Raw genomic sequence first — 19,396 nt, forward strand, 5'->3', positions numbered from 1 at the left:
GTCGATTCAGACATTCTAAGGGGGATGACCTGCTTATCTTAGTTATTTTGCATCGGGTAGCTCCGCAAACTTTTCAGGATATCGAGCCATCTCCTTGGTGAATAGTCGTCTGATTTGCTTAATATCATTCTCCAGATCTCCAGAAGGTATGCACTGTGCAAAGATACCTACCTCTTTCTTTTGGTAGTCAATCTTCGCAATATCTATAGGTACGTTAGCACCCAGAGCAATTCTGTAGAACCCACTCTTCCAGCGATCTCTATAGCTCCTTGATCCCTCTGGTGTTATCCCTATGTGTAGGTGTTCACTTTCGTTGAGTAGTTGGATGGTCTGATCTATTGTAGAGCCACCCGCCTTACGGTCAACAGCTACTCCTCCTAACCTCTTGAGAATAAGATTTAGGGGAAAGAAAAAAAGCTCTTTTTTGATTAAAAATTTTGGGGAATGACCTCTGAGTGACTTATAGTATAGATATCCGATGAAGAAGTCTCTGTTAGAGGTGTGTGGGGCGACACATATGATGGATTTTGGTGTAACCTTTTCAGGATAAATAGGTTTCCATCCGATTAGCTTAAGTAGCCACGCCCATATATTCTTTTTCTTTTTCGTCATATTGCTTCTTCCAATTCTTGGTCAAAAATGTTGGACTCTAGGTGTCGTGCTCCAGGTAGTAATCTAAATTCATAACCATCCTCCATCAGGTGGTCAAGTGCCAATGGGAGGGCGTATCGAAGATTTTTCTCTGCTTTAAGAGAATCATGGAACACGATGATGGAGCCATTTCGAGCGTATCTCTTGACGTTCTCTAGTACTTTCTGAGGGGATTGCTTCTTGGAATAATCACGGGTCACTAGGTCCCACATAATCACTTGATATTGATTCATTAGTCCTCTCAGTTGGCACCAGCCTATGTGTCCGTGAGGGGGTCTCATTAAGCGTGATTTGATTAACTTATTTGCTTTATAGACATCTTGTAGATAATCTGCGGTATTCGTTTTAATCCCTTGTAGATGGTGGTATGTGTGATTGCCAACGCCATGCCCCTCCTCAAGGATTTGCTCAAAGATATCGGGGTGACGCCATACATTTTCTCCAACACAGAAGAACGTAGCTCTAATGTCTCGTATTCTCAGTTGCTCCAGCACCCATGGCGTTACTTCTGGGATGGGGCCATCATCAAAGGTTAGATATACCACTTTTGACTCATCTGCTGGGGCTGGGATTCTCCATGTAGCATTAGGAAAAAGAATCCGATAGAGTAGAGGGGGGCGTTCTATAAACATTCTGTTACAGTCGTTTGGTAATGATTAGATTTCTCCCGAAATCATTTTATGAATAGTTAAGAAAGAGTCCTTATACATCTTCACGTCGTCTCCATATACCGAACTCATAGAGCCCTTATACGCCTCATTATATCTCAGTAACTCGGAGCAGACAAGGACGTCATTCTGAATGTCCTGAAGGGCTCCGACCAACTCTTGTGGCTTTAAGCTAAAGAACCAATTCAACTCTCTCAGTTTCTCCTCCATGATTTTTATGGAGATCTCTTCTGCCTTGGCTATATCATTCATATCATAGTAGGCTGTGACGAGTGGGAGTGAAGAGATGCTGTGAGGGATATTCTCCTCTAGGATCACTTTCTCGCAAAGGTCCAGTACATCTTTAGCCCTTTTGGTATCGCCCTTTGCTACTAAGGCACTTGCCAATGGTCCGAATACAGCACTACGATAAGTCTCAACTAATCGTCGGCTATTCTCATCGAAGTAAGTACCTGGAATGTCTGCACCACCCCAGCGGAACTTTGTCATCACATTCTGATACATCTTTTCGGTGTCTATCTCTGTGCCAGTTCCTCTGGTTTCAAATGGCATGATCTGGTAGGCCATACCAGTTTGCCTAAATTTTGGAGTCAGTCCTAATCTCTGATCCTCTCCCACGGTAATGGCATAATACATTGGTCGCTCAAATCTATTGGCTTCCATCATATCCAGAAGGGCCAATTCATGACGACCTAGATAATACTTCTTAGAGAAGTCAAAGTGCATCTTTTGGTCGCCTACATAGGCTGTATCTGATGGATATAATGTGCCGTTACTTATGAGTGCATCCACATCATAGGGGAAGCTCACATACTGTGCTGGCAAATAATCCAACGCATCTGCGATCCCTTGTACTCTACGTGTATCGGGGTCATCTGATGCGATGAAGTCAAGCCCTAATCGTAGAGGGATGGTATCCTTCATCTGAGGTAGGACATAGGCTACTAGTCTCTTTTCACCTCCATACTCCTTAGGTCCCCATGTAATGGGTAGTGCATTCTCGGTATATGAGTTGCGTTTCATCTGATCGATGTACCAGTCTGCCTGTAGATATGAGGTGTTGCACACCTTAATATCTCGTCTTACTCCTTCAACGTCCTGCACATACCAAAGTGGGAAGGTGTCATTATCTCCGTTACATAAGATAATGGCATTCTCATCACAGCTCTCTAGATAGTTGTTACCAAAGTCCGATGCTAAGCTCCTCCCATCTCGATTGTGATCGTCTAGGTTTTGGGAGAAGACCAGTGCTACTACGCCTAGTCCTAGTGCGGTAATACCACCTACGAGAGCTGGACTTTTCTTCTTCCCTCTTGAGAGAATGCTATACAGTGCTGGGACAGCAAAGCCAATCCATATAGAGAAAGCATAGAACGAACCCGCGTACGAATAATCCCGCTCTCTTACTTGGAATGGGGGCTGATTAACGTACAGAACGATGGCCAAGCCAGTCATAAAGAAGAACATCAATATCGCTAAAAACGATTGCTTATTCCTACGGCTGCCATACAACTGAGCTACCAGTCCAAAAAGTCCAAGAATCAGAGGTAGCATGAAGTATCTATTGTATCCCTTATTCTCCGAAATTATATCAGGTAAGTTCTCTTGAGGTCCTAATACTAGGCTATCTAAGAACTTTATCCCTGTGATCCAATTCCCTTTATGGATCTCTCCTTGACCTTGGAGGTCATTCTGCCGACCACTGAAGTTCCACAGGAAGTACCTCCAGTACATATAATTAACTTGGTAGTTGAAGAAGTACTTCAAGTTCTCTCCAAATGTGGGTACTACCACGGTACGCGATTCGCCACGGTCATTCACATTCATGCTGCGACCTTTCACATCTCCCCAAAACTCATACCCATCTTTATAGTGTGGCATCATGTTGGAGTACATACGAGGGAAGAACATCTTCATATCGCTGCGATATACCACTTGGTCGCCCTCCACCTTCATGTACCGATCTTTATCCGTCGGGTTGCTCTTTTGAGCCCTGCGGTATGTCACGGTCTTAGTGGTACGAGCCTTCCCATTAGCCTCATACTCAGGCAGAGAGGCGTAGGTCTGTCCATATATCAATGGTGTAGAGCCATACTGTTCGCGTGAGAGATAATATCTTAGTGAGAAAGCGTCACTAGGATTATTCTGGTTCATGGGGATGTCGCTATTGGCTCGAATGAGGATGACGCCGTACGTGCTCATTCCGATAAAGAATAAAAACATCCCCATCGTACTGACACTTAGCGTGTGTATTGGTAATCTCTTGGCATAAAAGAATAGGTACGCGACCACGAGACCAATAATTAATAATGGCATCCACCAGCTAGAGCCGACGAATGGAATCCCTATCAGTATGACTGATAGGAGGAAGAGGACCCGCAACTTATTTTCCTGCACAGGTCGGCGGATAGTATGGTAATAGGTAACACCCAGAATAGTGAGTAACAAAAGGATATAGAATACCAGTCCAGTGTTGAATGGCATCCCTAGGGTGTTGACAAAGAAGAGGTCAAAGTATCCACCTACCTCTGGAGCTCCTTGTAACACTCCAAACATCATTATCGCAATGAGTCCGAAGCTCATGAGGATTGCTTTCACCACCCCTTGCCATGAGGTTTTCTGATGTCTCCTATAGTAGTAGATGACCGCCATGGCGGGTATGGCTAGGAGGTTCAGTAAGTGAACACCTACGCTCAGCCCCATCAAGTAAGCAATCAAGAGAATCCAACGATCTGAATGCAAGTCATCAGCCTGCTCTTCCCACTTGAGAATGAGATAGAAGACGAGGGCGGTGAAGAAAGAACTAAAGCTATAGACCTCTGCCTCTACGGCACTGTACCAAAAGGTGTCTGTGAATGCGTACATTAGAGCACCTACTAGTCCTCCACCTAGGAACACTAATGCTCGGTCTAGTGGTATCGTCGTCGGGCTTCTCCAGGTGTCCCGTAAATAATAGGAGCGACGTATCAGGTGGGTGATGGTCAGGAATAGCAGCATAATCGTCAGCCCACTCAGTAGTGCACTTATGCTATTTGCAGCAATGGCAATACCTTCGCCACCTGAAGGGTAAAAGTGTGAGAGGAAGTTATAGAAGAGCATATAGAATGGTGCACCAGGTGGGTGACCCACTTCCATTTGGCTAAACGTGCTGATGAACTCAGGATTATCCCATACGCTTGCACTCTTCTCCATCGTGAAGAGGTAGGTCGTTGTAGCGATAAGAAAGACGACCCCCCCGAGGAGTCTCTCCCACATCTTATACCTTGATTGTGTCATAATATATAGTCTATTTCGAAATATCTTCTCGCAAAGTTACCGATTTCTATGTACATAGCTTTTTCTCCTGTCGCTATAGGAGGATGGTAATCACTATTTGTGCCAAAATTACTCTGAGGAACATTCCTACAGGGTATACCGTAGCATAACTGACTGTGGGTGAATCATCCTCAAACTGGTCATTTAGATAGTCTAGAGCCACAGGATTGGCCATACTTCCACAGAGCAAGCCTCCAATACTCGCATAGCTCAGTTTGGAGTATTTCATGGCGAGGAACCCAATGATTAAAGTTGGGATCATTGTGATTACTAAACCTAGTATCAGCCAAGTCATACCAGCACCCTCCACGATGGTCTGGATAAATTCACCTCCAGCGGATAATCCTAGACAAGCCAAGTATAGGGTGATACCGAGCGTTCTTACCATCAGGTTGGCACTATGTGTAATATAGGTGGTCATCTTTAGTCGTGGTCCATAGGCTCCCATGAGGATACCAATGATGATAGGCCCTCCAGCTAATCCTAGCTTGATAGGGGTATCTAGTCCTGGGAGCAGGATAGGTACCGAACCTAGGATACAACCTATAGTGATACCTACAAAGATACTTATTAGATAGGGGCTCTCTAGGGGTTTCAATTGATTACCGATCCTTTCAGTGAGTTGCTTCACACCCTCCTCTGGACCTACTACTGTCAGTCTATCACCGATCTGTAGGTGGATATTAGGGTGGGGGATTAAGTCTATTTCGGCTCTCGTGATACGTGTTACAGTGACCCCAAAACGATTTCTAAGTCTTAGACTAGAGAGGGAGGCCCCATTAAACTCAGCCTTGGAGACCACCAGTCTCTTCTGGACAAGTTCGCTATTTTCTATATCCCACTCCACGTCTGATCGTGTTGGGATTTGTCTGCCAAAGATGGTTACCAATTGATCCACATCAGACTCATCACTAACAACCCTCAGTAAGTCATTCTCCTGTAAGATCGTGTTGTGCATAGGTTGGAATACTTTCCCTTCTCTATAGATCCGTGAAATAGTAAAGTCTGTCTGGAAGAGTTTATTGAGCTGGTCCAAGGTGCGACCGACGGCTCCCTCATTAACCACTTGGTATTCACCTACGAAGTGCTGCTCCTCTATCGTTTCCTCTTCACGAAGCTTAGACTTGGTGGGGAAGAAAAGCTTTAGTAGTTCGAGTACAATGATGACTCCTATCACACCAAGGGGATAGGTGATGGCTGTCGCCAATGCCATCTCGCTCAGCTCTTGACGAAGTGTGGGGCTATTGGCATGCACTATCTCTACCCCTTGCTGAGCTGCCGCTAGAGCCGGTGTATTAGTAACTGCTCCACTCAGCACACCCATGAGGTTACTGATGTTATCCACATTAGCGGCATTGAGTATGATTACGGCTAATAAACCAAATAGTATCAACCCAAGACTCCAAGCGTTGAGCTTCAGCCCATTGGATTTCAGAGAGGAGACAAATGAAGGACCTACCTGAACCCCAAGAGCATACACAAATAAGATCAGTCCGAAATTCTGACAGAACTGGAGCATCTCTGGCTGAATCTTAACCCCGAAGTGTGCTAAGAAGATACCAAAGAAAAAGACTCCTGCCCCTCCGAGTGAAAACTTGCCAATCTTCTGTTTCCCAATGAATAGCCCGATACCGCTAGTGATGAAAATAATAATCAATGCTTGTATCAAGCTTTCCGATGTCCAAAACTCAAGAAATGACTCTCTCATACATTAGAATTTATAGAGAAAATAGAGCTTTACAGCAATTACCTGTTCGGACGATTTACCAAAATAATCCTTTCTCGTATTATTGTAAATCTCTCCAAGCCCATACACGTACGAACCTCTGATCCCCGCTACATATTTATTAAAGTGATACTCAGTGCCTAAGCCACCGCCAAGACCCCATGCAAACTTGTTTTCGACTGGCATCTCATGCTGCTTTACAACCACTCCAGAAAGACCTTTCTCAGGAAAGTTACCTTCGCTACTTTCGCCTAGCAGATAACCGAAGTGTGCTCCTGCATCTATCGTTATCTTGAATGCCCCTTTGCCTATCATAAAGTGGGTCATCACTGGCATGTTAATGTAGTTGAGCGTCCTTGTATAGGAGAGGTCAGGGTGATCGATAGGCTTTTCCTTCCAACCTCTTGCAGAGTAATCGAGCTCCACCCAAATACCTGCATATTCCTCGATGTCATATCGGAGGATCACTCCTGCATCATACCCCACTTTCAGCCCTTGTTCTACTTTGGGTTGAAAGATCATATTTGAGAGGTTTACTCCTCCTGTCACACCGACCATAAATCGTAGGGTAAACGTTTCCTGTGCTGATGCCATACATATGCATAGCACAGCTAAGGTGAATAGCGAAACGACTCTTTTTCGTAACATCGTTAATACCTCCTAGTCCCTCCAAGAGAATTATACTTCACAAAGAAGACCCCTAGGTTACTGTGAAGGTGGGGATTGACTTTATTCTTTTCGAACTTGAATTCCGATTGAATTCCTCTAGAGACACTTGCGGTGTATCCATTTCGATACAATTGTGTCAAAAAGTATTTCCCTGTATCATATCCTAGGAGTCCATACCTAGGGAAGGTACTGCCTAGTCCATGCCCATACCATTTCCTAAAGTCACTCTCAAAGGCTTTGTATTCACTACTATCTGGATCCACATGAAAGGTGGTGTAGAATGATGCTTCTGCTCCATTCATCATCTTTCCCAAACCTCGTACATAGGTCTGCCACTCTGGATAACCAAAGGCGACAACGTTCGTTACCCCTAGACTATCTGCGGCTGTGGAGATAGGATAGAGGATATTATTCGCTGCTGTCATGGATCCTGAATTAGGGACGACCACTACTTTTCCGTAAGCATTCGAAACCTTTAGAACATCTTCTGGTGTAGCAAAGGCTTGCTGAGGCGCTTCGGTGTATGTCATTCTCTGACTGCTCAGCTCTTGAGTCAGCACATCAATGAATGGATCCTTGCCCTTTTCATCATTTGGAAAGTTTACGATGTGGATGTGATACCCTCTATATTCACGTGCAAACTTCTGTGCCGCTTCGGCATAAAGCGATTGATGAGGGGTATTGACCTGATAGATCTCAGCACTGCCAGTCTCGGCATTAGTATAGTTTCGTGAGGTGAATGGAATCACGTATGTCGCGGATTTATCAAGTGCTAGCTGCGATAATTCCCTTACAGATTGGTCTGAGACACCACCGATGATCAGGTCAATTCGTGGTAATGCCTTCAACTCCTGCATGGTGCTGCGTAGTCTATCATCGCTACAATCTACCACATGGACTGAGAAGCTTGCTCCGCTCTTCTTTAGGTCTAAGAGTGCCATGAGGAAGCCCTCGTAGTACTTCTTAAATCTCTGACTGTTATCTGTTGCAAATGGGAGGGTTAAGACTACTGTCTGAAGGTCTAGCAATGGGGTTTGATCTCCAATAGCCAGATTATTCTGCATATTCATATCAGGGATTAGGATAGACATCCCAGCCTTTAGCCCCTCTTTTATCTGAGGGTTATAGTGAAGTAATTGTGCTTCAGACCAGCCTGTCTCTTTCAGTAGACTATAGACGGTTGCACCTGCTGGTACGGTATATAGTTTGAGCCCTGTCATCCCGTCACTTTCAGGACGAGCCGAAGGCGGTGGGGTAGTCTCATTGGACGGCACCCTGATATCTCTATCCGTACGAGGGGGGATCTTAATGATCATCCCAGCAGCTATCTCAGTCTCACTTTTGATTTGAGAATTAACCTTTAGAATTTCGCCAACAGTGACACCATACTTTTTCGAGATAGAGTATAGAGTCTGTCCAGCCTCTACCATGTGGTATGTTGCTTCCTTATCGTCTTGATAAGTGGGCAGTTGTAGTACCTGGCCTGGGTTAATCCCATTTCGAGCCTCAGGATTCAGTTCATATAGCTTTTCTACAGTGATGTCATACATCTTGCTAATCCTGTATAACGTCTCACCACTCTTCACGATATGCGTGCCTCTTTCGGCATTCTGAGCGATAGCAACACTGAATGCCATCGTTACGATTGCCAAAAAGGCATATAGGGTTATTCTCCTGATATGCGTCATAAAAAATCGAATCACTAGTTTAATAATTACTCAGCGACAAATATAACTATTTTACTAGAGATATAGGTGTCTGCCGTGTTACTAGCTACAGACGACACTCCAAATAAAAGCTCTAAGGACATATCACCACTAATAACAAGGCACAAATGTACAGATTCATTAACTTACGAGTATTATACTACTCAGAATGAGTCGCAATGTGAATATCGAATAGCTATAGGGTAGGTCTCCTAGCCCTTCGAAACTCCGACAATGAGAATAGTTGATTATAATATCTCCTTCGGTTCTTCCATCCTGAATTTGGTGCTTTAAATATTTTCTTGAAGAGTTAAAAAATGAGTTGTATTAACTTCTGATAAGAAAAAATCCTACTGTGGAGTATAATCTACACAGTAGGATATACTTATACTAGGGCCATATGCCTCATGACTCTTTTTACCATGTATGTGTGTAATACAATTATCTCATACAGATAGTTATGGGAGATACTTTTTATAGTCACTTTCCTCTGGATTATAGATGGAGCGAATCACAACGGTACCAGATCGATTGAATTTTTTATCTAATTCAAGAGAAGCAGCTTTCCCATCAGGTCCCAATTTAATTGCTCTTGGTGCGATGTCACTCGAATGCACTGTAGATAACCCATAGTATGTTATATTCTCTTGGAACTTTGAAATCTCTCCATTTTCGAAATATCCGCTCAGCGGGAGAATTAGTTTGCCAGTTTCTATGTTGGTTTTCCAATTACTTTCTAAACCCATCGCTGGAATTTTCCAGCCGTATGGGGATGGATCAAAAATACTTTTCCTTGTTTCTAATGCCTTTGTCCAAGCTCCGTTTTGTTCTTTAGTGTTATCTTCGATTCCCCCCCAAACTTCATACCATACTCTCAGTTTACGATTGATCCGACCAACTTCATACATCCAGTTATTATTGTTTGAAGTTATTTCATTTGGATTCATAATTGTCTCTTTCATAGTAACATAACCAGCCCCTTGGTATATAGTAAATTCATCTCCATTTTTATCAACTAATCTCTTATAACCATTATCATTAGGGATGGGAAAGGGGTCTTTACGGCCAAATTGATACTGCATTCCGTAGCTCTCTTTAGTCGTATCTATATAGCTTGTTGCAACTTTATTAGCACCCACATTTCTATCTAGAACCAGATTGTTGCTATTAGGATTATTTATATGCTTTAGCATTGGGTATTCATCTACTACCCAGATGTGCCAACTCCACAATGTATTTCCACTTTTTTTTGCTTCCCGACATCGAACAATTGCATTGCCTATCTTAGTTTTACCAGGCAGTATGTATATATAGGCATTCTGACCAATACCAACCTTTTTAATGATTCTAAACCCTGCTGTGCCATCAGGTTTTATTGGTCGTGCTGGTAAAATCTCGTCACTCTCCATGTCTGACCAGACCAACTCAGCAACCCACTCCTCAGTCTCGCCCAATGAAGGAAATGCGATTTTATTATCCCAGTCGGCACGACCTAAGGCATATGAAGACGGATTATCTCTCATCTGGTCAGCATAGCCGTCATAGAACTTTTTGGCACTATTCACTCGAGAAACTGGAATCAAGATGCCCACTTTGCCTGGCTTCATCAGGTAACAGTTAGCTTCTGGCTGAATAATACCGCTAGCGAGATCTACATAGAACTCTTTCTCCACTATAGGCTTCCCAGTTTTCTTGTCTTTAGCTAATGATGTGATTTTAAATTTAGCTGTACCATACATTCGCTTTTGCTGATCTTGAGTAAGGTCATTATATGTTGTAAACGTGATTTCTTCTCCCGAAAACTTTCCTAGTAACTCTTTAGACTCAAAACCATTAATCATTAGTTCCGTTTTATCACCTCCATATATCTCATTGGGATGGTTTTCTATCAGCTCTAACTTGTAAGGGAGATTAGACTTGATGTAAAACTTTTTATCCTTTCCATCCATTAGATATAGTTCATTCTCGCCCTCCAATAGGCTATTGACAAGTTGATTACTTACTTTATTTTTGTATGGTATAATATTATATTCTGTCTGATTGATAGTAAGTATCTGTCGTAATACACGGCCATCATCAGCTGTAACCTTAATTTGAGCAAAATTATCAATCACCTCAAAGAGGTCCGTTTCGTCAATCATTGGCTTAGCTGTGATTTTATACTTACGCTCTCCTGAGATAAGATTACTATCTCCTATTTCTTCAATCGCAAATTCATCACCATTCACTTTCTTCAATTCATATTGACCATCACTTGGCTGGTACTTAACTACAATCGTCTTCTCTCCTCCTATAGCATGAAACTCGACCATAGAAATAGGGGTCACCCCATCCTCATCAAATAGTCCTAAAGAAAGCTTACTCTCATTGAGTTGTATAACCTTCACTTTCCAGCTCATGCGACCAGCTGTAATAGTAATGATGCCTTCTCTTTTAGTCGCATCATCAGCAGAATTATCAGTCACAGATATGCCTAAGTTCACATCAGAACCACTATCACCCTTCGACTTGTCAATCTTTAACCAATCGCTACTTGTGCTTTCAACAGCGGCTTCCCATCCACCTGGCCAAGAGGTGCGAACAGTGATGTATTGTGTTTCATGACGATCATAGTATGTGAGGTCATCATCGCTGACACCGAGCATGTACTGACCATCGTACTGAACGTTGGACATTGTGGACTCCTCCCATGCTTCTACATTGTACATAATGTTGGCAGCTGGCCCTTTCTTAGCCTCTTCTGGAGAGTCAAAACCAGGACCGCCTACATTGGTAATGTTCACTAGATAGCGGTAGTTACGTAAGAGGGGTAGATACTCATACGTCGCGTTGGGTTCAGCTCCTTCCCTCTTGAGGAAGTCTATGCGGTAGTAGGTAACCTTCTCAGCATTTCCCTTGACTGTTCCTTTTAACCCCACCACCATACACGGTCTCTTCATATAGTCAGTCGTGGTGGCATTCGCATTTGTAGCCTCGGGGACATACACAGAGCGAAGTAGGAGATCATTCTTAATCTCACTATTCTTATCGAAATCAATTGTTGTTACACCCGTCGTAGGGGCCGATGGAGCCGTCACTTTTTTCTCTGCAGAGCTATAGCTCGTACTCGTTGGAGCTACATACCCCTTATCATTCATGTTATAGAAATAAGCATAGGTCAGTGAAATACCTGTTATCCCACTTGCCTTTTCACTAAATTGCTCAGTCCCTTCTGTAGTCATGTTCAACCCGATATCTATCCTAGCTACTGCACGTATGAGGCTGACCGTCCCAAGGCTTGGCACCGCCCCTTGTGAGTGAATGGCAACGGCTGAGAGCTCTCCCCACATCGGTAGATCGTCGCCTTTCCATGTGTTATCATTAGGCATTTTGAATGTAAAAAGAGCTAGCACCTCGTCAGAACTCATACCTGAAAATACAGTGGTGGCTGGATTCTCTAAAGGAACATTCGCTAGGACTACGAACTTATAGGATGCTGGAGCCGAATCCTTAATAAATAAGGTGATCTTCCCAGATGCGTTCTCATCAGAGACATTAGGTTCTATCTTTGTCACCTTAGCTTCGTGGTCAAATATATCACCAGTACCAGTACTTTTAAAGACTAATACGCGTACGCTTTTGTCCTTGATTCCATTCTCCTGTGCTGGAGTAAGAGTCCGCAGGTTTTTAGCGGGGTTCAAATGCTCGGCTGCATTAAAACTCATCGAGACCTTAAACCATCCCTCTTCAATCTCTATTTCATCAGTTGTGGAGTCTGGTATCAAGCCTTTATTCGTACGAAGCTCATCCTTACAACTGGTTATTCCCCATCCAAGAAATAGGATTAGGATGGCTGAGATTATTGAAGTCTGCCAATTACGTGTATTGTTTATCATTATATCGGTTATTTTAATTTCTATTCTATTGTATGAGTTCATGTACTTCTAGCCTAAACCACATCTATTCTGTTTATCCAATTTTCAGCATGATTATAATTAGGATGCCTTAGGATCAATAGGCATTTGTAATTTTAGGCTGCCATGATAACTGTCATACATATCCTTATAAGTCTTGTTTCTATTACCTATAGTTGACGGATTAGTGAGAATGATCGAGAGAAGTAAGGTATTAACTAAATTGATGAAAATACTCATCTCTTCTTCTCATTATCAGATGCTCTCTTATATGAAGTGTTTCAAAGGTACCTATTTTTCAACAAAAGGGCGTGAAAAATTACTTATTCTAGTCAGTATAAAGCTTTATATAATGTGAATTTTAGCAATTTTATGCTTTGGATTCACATCTTATCTTTATTATTATGTAGATACTGTCTCGAAAAAGTGTGTAAGTCCCAAGAATGTTCTCTTTGTAATTTTTCAAACACAAAAGATGAACAAAAATGAGACTTACACGAATGCAATTGAAAGATGTTTATATCTATCGCGTTATAAAGCAAGTGAGGTGATTTCTTTTAATGAATTATCCTTCATCGCTATTGCGATGAAGGATAACTCATTAAAGCGGTTGTATAGATGCTAACAATTCACCTTTTCTAGTGGCAATATCCTTGAATTGCGAGTACTTAGGATACGACAAATTTAAATTGAAAAAATATACTGATATATTTTATTTAGCATAGGTCGATGATATACTATAAGAGCATATCATAAGCTAGGTCCTTCACAACTTATAGACTAAAATCTATTCTGAAACGTACTCAGCTACAGTTTCATAGATATCATCTCCACGTAATCCCTTCGCTAGTATTTTTCCCTCCTTGTCAATAAGAATGATTTGTGGAATGCCGATGATGTTATACTCAGATAGGATTTTTGATTTATGTTCCTTGTCTAGAATTATATGGTCCCAAGTCGCATGATCCTCTTTGATAGCATTAAGCCAAGCGTCCTTATCTACATCGGTTGAGATCCCTAATATGGTAAAGTCATTTTCCTTGAATTTATTATATGTCTTAGACAAATAGGGATTTTCTGCTCTACACCATGTGCACCCAGATCCCCAGAAGTCCATTAATACATACTTGCCTCTATAGTCATTGAGGTGAATACTCTCCCCCTCAGGATTTTCTCCTATGACATCAGGTGCTTCGATCCCAATAGCAGACTTCTCTTGTAATTTGAGTGACTCCTCTATTAGTACACGGTAAGCACTAGCCTGAGCTTCTTCATTATATTTTTTTAGTTCCTCTCGTACTGCTGATATATCTTCTATTGAGTTATAAGTAGTAATTTGAAAGACTTTGCTGTAGTATAGATACAGGTCAAATAGTTCATATTTGTTATCGTTAAGTTGAGACTTAATCCACTCATCCATGTTAGCCATGGCTTCATCATAGTAGGGACCAGATTCTTCTTTGATTCGAGCCATTTCAGTAGTATCTCCTTTATCTCTAGCTGCATAAAATTCAGCGTCAAGCGAGTCTAGTACATGCCTATTTCCTAGCGTGTAAGCCTTTTCCTTATATGCTCTATACTGAGCATCAATGAGTGAGTTCGTCACTTCACCTGTTATAACCCCTGGTTCAATTTGTGTCAAAACAATTTCGTTCCTTCCATTAGTGAGGAAAATATAGGATCCGTTTTGATCAAGTAGTCCAGGGATTTGCTGTCCATTTGTAGAGATGAAATAAAGCTTTGAACGTATAGTGTCGTTGCTGTACGTGAACTGCTTATTTTCATCAAGCGGAAATGAAGCAAGAGGGGTGAGGTACCCATAGTGCTCGCTATATACGTCGTAGAGATATAGGCTATCACTCTCAATGTTGTTAACGACACCATTGATTTGTATGCCCTCTGACTCAATTTGTGAGCTTTTATTGCAGCTCACGACAAATATTGGTATTAAAAGAAATACACTATAAAAATAAATAAATTTTTTCATATATATAATTTATTCTCTGATATTATCAACCATGTTAGGATTAAATCGTAATACCTTAGGTGGTATCGGAAGTACATAATTAGGGCTGTTAGGTTCAAGACTATACTCTTTTCCATCTATTTTACGAGTGATGGTCTTAGCGAATCGAGGGTCCTTATTGAGCCTCTTTAGGTCAAACAGTCGTGACGGACCTTGGAATACAAGTTCACGACGTCTTTCGTCTAACACTATTTTCAGAGCATCCTCATTGTCTGTTGCGGTTAGTGGGGTGTTACCCTCGATTCTATAATCTCTAAGCTTATTAACATACTCCATCGCTTTATCTTTGGAGCCTATTCGAGCTTCACATTCAGCCGCTGTAAGATATACTTCCGGCGTTGCTATGGCTATATTACTTTCTAAGAAAGGTAACCATAAATAATCCTGAAGAGGGATGGAAAAAGGACTATTGGTAAAGAAAAGTTGCAGACGTTTATCATTCGGAGTATAAAGGTTGATGAGGTCCTTTGAACCATATACTGTCATACTAACGCCGTAAACGTAAGGAGGCATTTTGATATAAATGTTTTCAGGATTGTCGTTTAGGGTTGGTACATCAATACGGCCAATAGCACCGAGTGGATTTACGACTTCATATTCTTTTAAATCCAGAAGAGCATCGTATATTTCTAGTGATGCGGTGGCATATTTGAGGGCGTCTTCGTACTCTTCTCTATATAAGTGCATGCGTGCGAGGATCCCCAGTGCAGTTGATTTTGTACCCCTGAAAGCCCCATGAGAGGAACGGTTAGGAAGATGCTTCACTGCTTCAGACAAATCAGACTTAATTTGATCATATACTTCCTCCACTGTAGCTCTTTTTAACTCCTCACGATCAATGATGTCATCTAAGATTAGAGGGACGGCTAAGTCTTTATCAGCTGTATTATGGTCGTAATGAGTGGCATAGGCATTGACGAGGTTAAGATACTCAAACGCCCTACCGAGGTAAGCCTGAGCTTGTATGGCTTTCTTTTCAGCATCAGTAGCTTTGTCTGCACCCATGATTTGTTGGATGATTACATTATAAGTATAGATTCTATTATAGCTGTAACTCCAAAATCCGTCCATTTCTGACTGACCAAAAACGTCCTTCTGAAACGTGTATAGATTTTTTGTGACCTTGTCTATGTTGTTGATGCCAGGTAAAAAACCAGTTTGATCCATTTCTGGGATGTATGCATCGTCAGTCATAAATATAGGATAGGTCTCTGATGACTTAAGTATATCTCCATCATTAAGAAGAGCTTCATAGTCTTTTGCCGTTTTGGGAATCAAGAAACCTTTTGGCTGGTTGTCCAAGAATTTGTTGCATCCAACAAGTGTAAAGACTGTAAAGAATATTATGATATAGTATTTAGTATTTTTCATCACTATGTGTTATTTAGAATGTTGCTGAAATTCCTACATTGAATGAGGGCGAAATGGGCAGTCCTTTCTGGCCCCATCCGTATCCAACAAGTGATAGAGCTTCGGGATTGACATTCTTTTTATTGATTGGGATTATCCAAATGTTGTCTGCTTGGAAAGTTACACTCATCGATTCCATATTTAGTTTTGCTAATATATCCTTATCAATGTTGTAAGATAGAGAAAGCGTTTGCAGTTTAAAATAATCTCCCTTAATGACATGAATGTCTGCAGTTTTCCACGGGTGTACCTCTGATATAGTATCAAGTGCTCTACCCACGAGAGCAGGTGTGGTATTTGCGTTCAATTCATCCCCCGGTTTATTCCATCTATTAAGAATATCTCTATTTACGTTTACAGAGGGAGCATAGCCCATATATGGAGCTGCTTCATTTCTTAATACATTACCTCCTCTATAGGTGAACATGAAGGAGAGATCAAAGTTATAGAACCTGAAGCTATTAGTTAATGATGAGAAGTATGGGGCAATTGTGGTCCCTGAGTAAACAAGGTCCTCGATGTCAGTGATCTCATCTACTATTTCTCCATCCTTATTGAAGTAAAGTGGTTCACCTGTTTCTTTGCTCAGTCCAGCGTATCGATGACTGAATACTGCGGAATAAGGGTAGCCTTTGGATATGGTGCGTCCATTGGTATATCCTAGAATCTCTTTATTAGAATCGTCCACATCAATCAGTTTATTTTTATTATAGCTAAAGCCAAAGATTGTGTTCCATGAGAAATTATCATTGTTGATAATTAATCCGTTTAGAGAAAGCTCTACACCTCTATTATACATAGAGCCATAGTTAAGCATTAACTGTTCATGCCCTAGAGTAGGGTCAGCATCTCTGTAAGCCAGTAGGTCAGAGGTGTTCTTATTATAGAAGTCGAAGCTCCCACTTAATCTGTTATTTAGTACAGCAAAGTCAATACCGACGTTAGTTGTTGCGGTCTTTTCCCAGCGTAATCTATTATTTGGGGGTGATTTGATGTTAGAGCCAAAATCATCTATCCATGGATTGTACTCAGGCGCATTCAGTATGAGATAGGGTCCCACATTCTTCGGAATATTACCTCCAATTCCGTAGGTAAAACGCAACTTTAGGAAATCGAGCCAGTCAACGTTGTCAAGAAACTCTTCCCGAGAAATATCATAACTAGCACCTAGTGACCATAACGGTCTATATTGGTATTTAGGGTCAGTTCCGAATAAGTTGGATTGATCGACGCGAATACTTCCAGTTATATTCAATTTATTTTGGAAGGTATATGAGGTATTGGCATAAAGTGAGATAAAACGATCATCATAATCATATAGATAGTTCTCCTTCTGTGCTGCCCAAAGGAAACTGCCTGAGAGAGACTCTGTCCCAGATATTCTACTAATATCCAATTGATTAACTGGCTTAAATCCTAACGTATATTCATCATAACCCATGTAATACGACCGTGTCCCTGTCTCCTTTGTGGCACGTATCTCAAATCCCATTAGTGCTGTGATGCTATGATCATTAAGATCTTTTTGGAAGTTGAGCTGAGGTCGGAATGTGAAGGCGTTAGTATCTCCTCTTGTCTCTGCCATTTGTCCACCAAGTGGTACATTATAGTTTATTTGCTTCTCTTCAGCATCATACTGTGCCGCATTATTTATCATGTTTGCGACATGGTATGAGTCATTGGCATAGTTTGTAATAAACTTGTAGGAGCTTTTTTCAGTTTGGAATCGTAAATCCAAATCTAGGTCTTCAATAAGCTTAATATTAAGCCCTGCTTGTATTCTATAATAGTTAGTTCTTTTGGATGAGGTTTCTTTATCTCTATTTAGGACAGGACTGTAGTGTTCATCTAGTAGCCCCATAGAGGTAAGTCTATTCAATTCTTCTTCAGATTTTTCCATCCTCAGATAGGCTGGGTGTCCAGTTTCATCATATAGCATATCGTATGAAGGTCTGTTATAGATGAAATCCAAGTAGCTTCCTCCTCCGAATTGAGAGGATGAATTATCAAAGCTACCACTAAAGGAAAAGTCGGCAGTTAACCACGGAAGGAAGTTCATCGTATTTCTTAATGTGACGCCGATATTTTCAGAATTATTTTTCTGTGTCGTTCCTCTATCTCCCATATAGTTTAGGGATGCCGAATATCTGTATTTCTCATTACCACCAGATACAGATACGTTATGTTGGTGGGTAATGCCTGTCTGTAGGAAAAACTCATTCAGTTGGTCCCTATTATCCAGGCTTTTCAGATGATTAAGTTTATTATCCAGATCAGCTTGTGATAATAGACCTGCTTTGTGCATTAGTAAGGCTTCTTCAACAGGATTCATGGCATACCTCTTATCTACTTCACTCCAATTCTGTTGGTTGAGGTAAAATGCAGACGACTGAAGGTCTATTAGTTCAGAAGTATTTAAGAGATTAAGTGACTTATAATTTGGCTTTCTTGTTAAATGGATACTACCGTCATAATTGATGTGTACTTTTCCATCTCTCGAGCCATCCATAGTATTTATGACAATGACACCATTAGCTGCTCTAGCACCATAGATAGATGCAGCCGCAGCGTCTTTTAAGACGGTGACTTTAGTAATCGTTGATGGATTGATGTTTTTGATGTCACCTTCGTAAGGCAGTCCGTCAAGTACGATGAGTGGTGTTGCTACTCCGTTCAGAGTAGAAATCCCACGGATATTGAATCCTTTTTCATTTCTCTGTAGTCCAGGAACTTGCCCTTCTAGGCGTCCTAAAATGTCAGTCTGGAGTTTACTCTTAATATCATCCGAATTGACAAGAGCAAAGGACCCCGTAGCACGCTCTTTTGATATGGTCTGATACCCAGTCACAACGATTTCATCTAGAAGTTTGGTGTCATCGTACATGACCACCTCAAATATAGATCCCTTTGTGATGTCAAGCTCTACAGTCTTGTATCCTATAAATGAGAAAATTAATACCTTTTCGTTGGGCTTAACTCTAAGGTTAAAGTTCCCGTCCAGATCGGTGATGCCTCCTCTAGAAGTGCCCTTTACATTTATTTTAACTCCTGGTAGCTTTTCTTTTTGAGCGTCTACTACCACTCCAGAGATGAGTCGTTCATCGTCTTGCTGTGTTATCTCAGATGCTGTAGCATAAGCCTTGGTACTACCTAGTGTTGCACTAAACAGGCAGAAGAGCAAAAGGCCGAAAGCTAATTTTTCTACGATCTTCTTCATTTTTATTTTAATTTTAATTGACCTTACGTGTAATAAGGGGGTACTTCATCAGAATAACTAAATATAATATTTGTTGTTTTTTGTCTTAGTGAGGCAAATATAGCTAATTATTGCT

At 41.4% G+C, this 19,396-nt stretch carries 10 protein-coding genes; all 10 read right to left on the bottom strand.

From position 1 onward, the window contains the following. Nucleotides 1–42: 42 nt before the first annotated feature. The 10 genes from QYZ87_04020 to QYZ87_04065 all read right to left on the bottom strand — a co-directional run bounded on the left by QYZ87_04020 (nucleotide 43) and on the right by QYZ87_04065 (nucleotide 19,281). Entirely contained in the window at nucleotides 43–612 is a 570-nt protein-coding gene (locus tag QYZ87_04020) for a 1-acyl-sn-glycerol-3-phosphate acyltransferase (GenBank protein ID MDN4753698.1), read from the bottom strand. Beyond that, nucleotides 609–1,283: a polysaccharide deacetylase family protein gene (locus QYZ87_04025; GenBank protein MDN4753699.1), complete on the bottom strand. Its 675-nt coding sequence runs from the start codon at nucleotides 1,281–1,283 to the stop codon at nucleotides 609–611. The genes QYZ87_04020 and QYZ87_04025 overlap by 4 nt, the downstream gene beginning before the upstream one ends. 24 nt (nucleotides 1,284–1,307) lie before the next feature. Beyond that, nucleotides 1,308–4,595: a DUF2723 domain-containing protein gene (locus tag QYZ87_04030; GenBank protein ID MDN4753700.1), complete on the bottom strand. Its 3,288-nt coding sequence runs from the start codon at nucleotides 4,593–4,595 to the stop codon at nucleotides 1,308–1,310. 73 nt (nucleotides 4,596–4,668) lie between these two features. Further along, complete coding sequence (locus QYZ87_04035) at nucleotides 4,669–6,342, bottom strand: putative transporter (GenBank protein MDN4753701.1); 1,674 nt, start codon at nucleotides 6,340–6,342, stop codon at nucleotides 4,669–4,671. A 3-nt stretch (nucleotides 6,343–6,345) separates the two neighbouring features. After that, complete coding sequence (locus QYZ87_04040) at nucleotides 6,346–7,008, bottom strand: porin family protein (protein MDN4753702.1); 663 nt, start codon at nucleotides 7,006–7,008, stop codon at nucleotides 6,346–6,348. 2 nt (nucleotides 7,009–7,010) lie between these two features. Continuing rightward, entirely contained in the window at nucleotides 7,011–8,717 is a 1,707-nt protein-coding gene (locus QYZ87_04045) for a LysM peptidoglycan-binding domain-containing protein (GenBank protein ID MDN4753703.1), read from the bottom strand. Nucleotides 8,718–9,193: 476 nt separating this feature from the next. Then, the gene (locus QYZ87_04050; protein MDN4753704.1) at nucleotides 9,194–12,610 is read right to left on the bottom strand and encodes a BACON domain-containing carbohydrate-binding protein; all 3,417 of its coding nucleotides are present in this window, start codon (nucleotides 12,608–12,610) and stop codon (nucleotides 9,194–9,196) included. 805 nt (nucleotides 12,611–13,415) lie between these two features. Beyond that, nucleotides 13,416–14,615 carry a TlpA disulfide reductase family protein gene (locus tag QYZ87_04055; GenBank protein ID MDN4753705.1) on the bottom strand — a complete coding sequence of 400 codons (1,200 nt, stop codon included), beginning with the start codon at nucleotides 14,613–14,615 and terminating at the stop codon, nucleotides 13,416–13,418. A 9-nt stretch (nucleotides 14,616–14,624) separates the two neighbouring features. Then, nucleotides 14,625–16,025, bottom strand: coding sequence for a RagB/SusD family nutrient uptake outer membrane protein (locus tag QYZ87_04060; protein ID MDN4753706.1), 1,401 nt, complete (start codon nucleotides 16,023–16,025; stop codon nucleotides 14,625–14,627). Nucleotides 16,026–16,038: 13 nt separating this feature from the next. After that, nucleotides 16,039–19,281, bottom strand: coding sequence for a SusC/RagA family TonB-linked outer membrane protein (locus tag QYZ87_04065; GenBank protein MDN4753707.1), 3,243 nt, complete (start codon nucleotides 19,279–19,281; stop codon nucleotides 16,039–16,041). Between the last annotated feature and the right edge of the window lie 115 nt (nucleotides 19,282–19,396).

The organism is Porphyromonadaceae bacterium W3.11 (assembly GCA_030434245.1).
In the GTDB taxonomy this organism is placed as follows: domain Bacteria; phylum Bacteroidota; class Bacteroidia; order Bacteroidales; family Porphyromonadaceae; genus Porphyromonas_A.

Excerpts from the sequence above, each read along its gene's own strand:
- QYZ87_04060 (MDN4753706.1), bottom strand. The coding sequence starts at position 16,025 with ATGAAAAATACTAAATACTATATCATAATATTCTTTACAGTCTTTACA.
- QYZ87_04025 (MDN4753699.1), bottom strand. The coding sequence starts at position 1,283 with ATGTTTATAGAACGCCCCCCTCTACTCTATCGGATTCTTTTTCCTAAT.
- QYZ87_04065 (MDN4753707.1), bottom strand. The coding sequence starts at position 19,281 with ATGAAGAAGATCGTAGAAAAATTAGCTTTCGGCCTTTTGCTCTTCTGC.
- QYZ87_04020 (MDN4753698.1), bottom strand. The coding sequence starts at position 612 with ATGACGAAAAAGAAAAAGAATATATGGGCGTGGCTACTTAAGCTAATC.
- QYZ87_04055 (MDN4753705.1), bottom strand. The coding sequence starts at position 14,615 with ATGAAAAAATTTATTTATTTTTATAGTGTATTTCTTTTAATACCAATA.
- QYZ87_04035 (MDN4753701.1), bottom strand. The coding sequence starts at position 6,342 with ATGAGAGAGTCATTTCTTGAGTTTTGGACATCGGAAAGCTTGATACAA.
- QYZ87_04040 (MDN4753702.1), bottom strand. The coding sequence starts at position 7,008 with ATGTTACGAAAAAGAGTCGTTTCGCTATTCACCTTAGCTGTGCTATGC.
- QYZ87_04050 (MDN4753704.1), bottom strand. The coding sequence starts at position 12,610 with ATGATAAACAATACACGTAATTGGCAGACTTCAATAATCTCAGCCATC.
- QYZ87_04030 (MDN4753700.1), bottom strand. The coding sequence starts at position 4,595 with ATGACACAATCAAGGTATAAGATGTGGGAGAGACTCCTCGGGGGGGTC.
- QYZ87_04045 (MDN4753703.1), bottom strand. The coding sequence starts at position 8,717 with ATGACGCATATCAGGAGAATAACCCTATATGCCTTTTTGGCAATCGTA.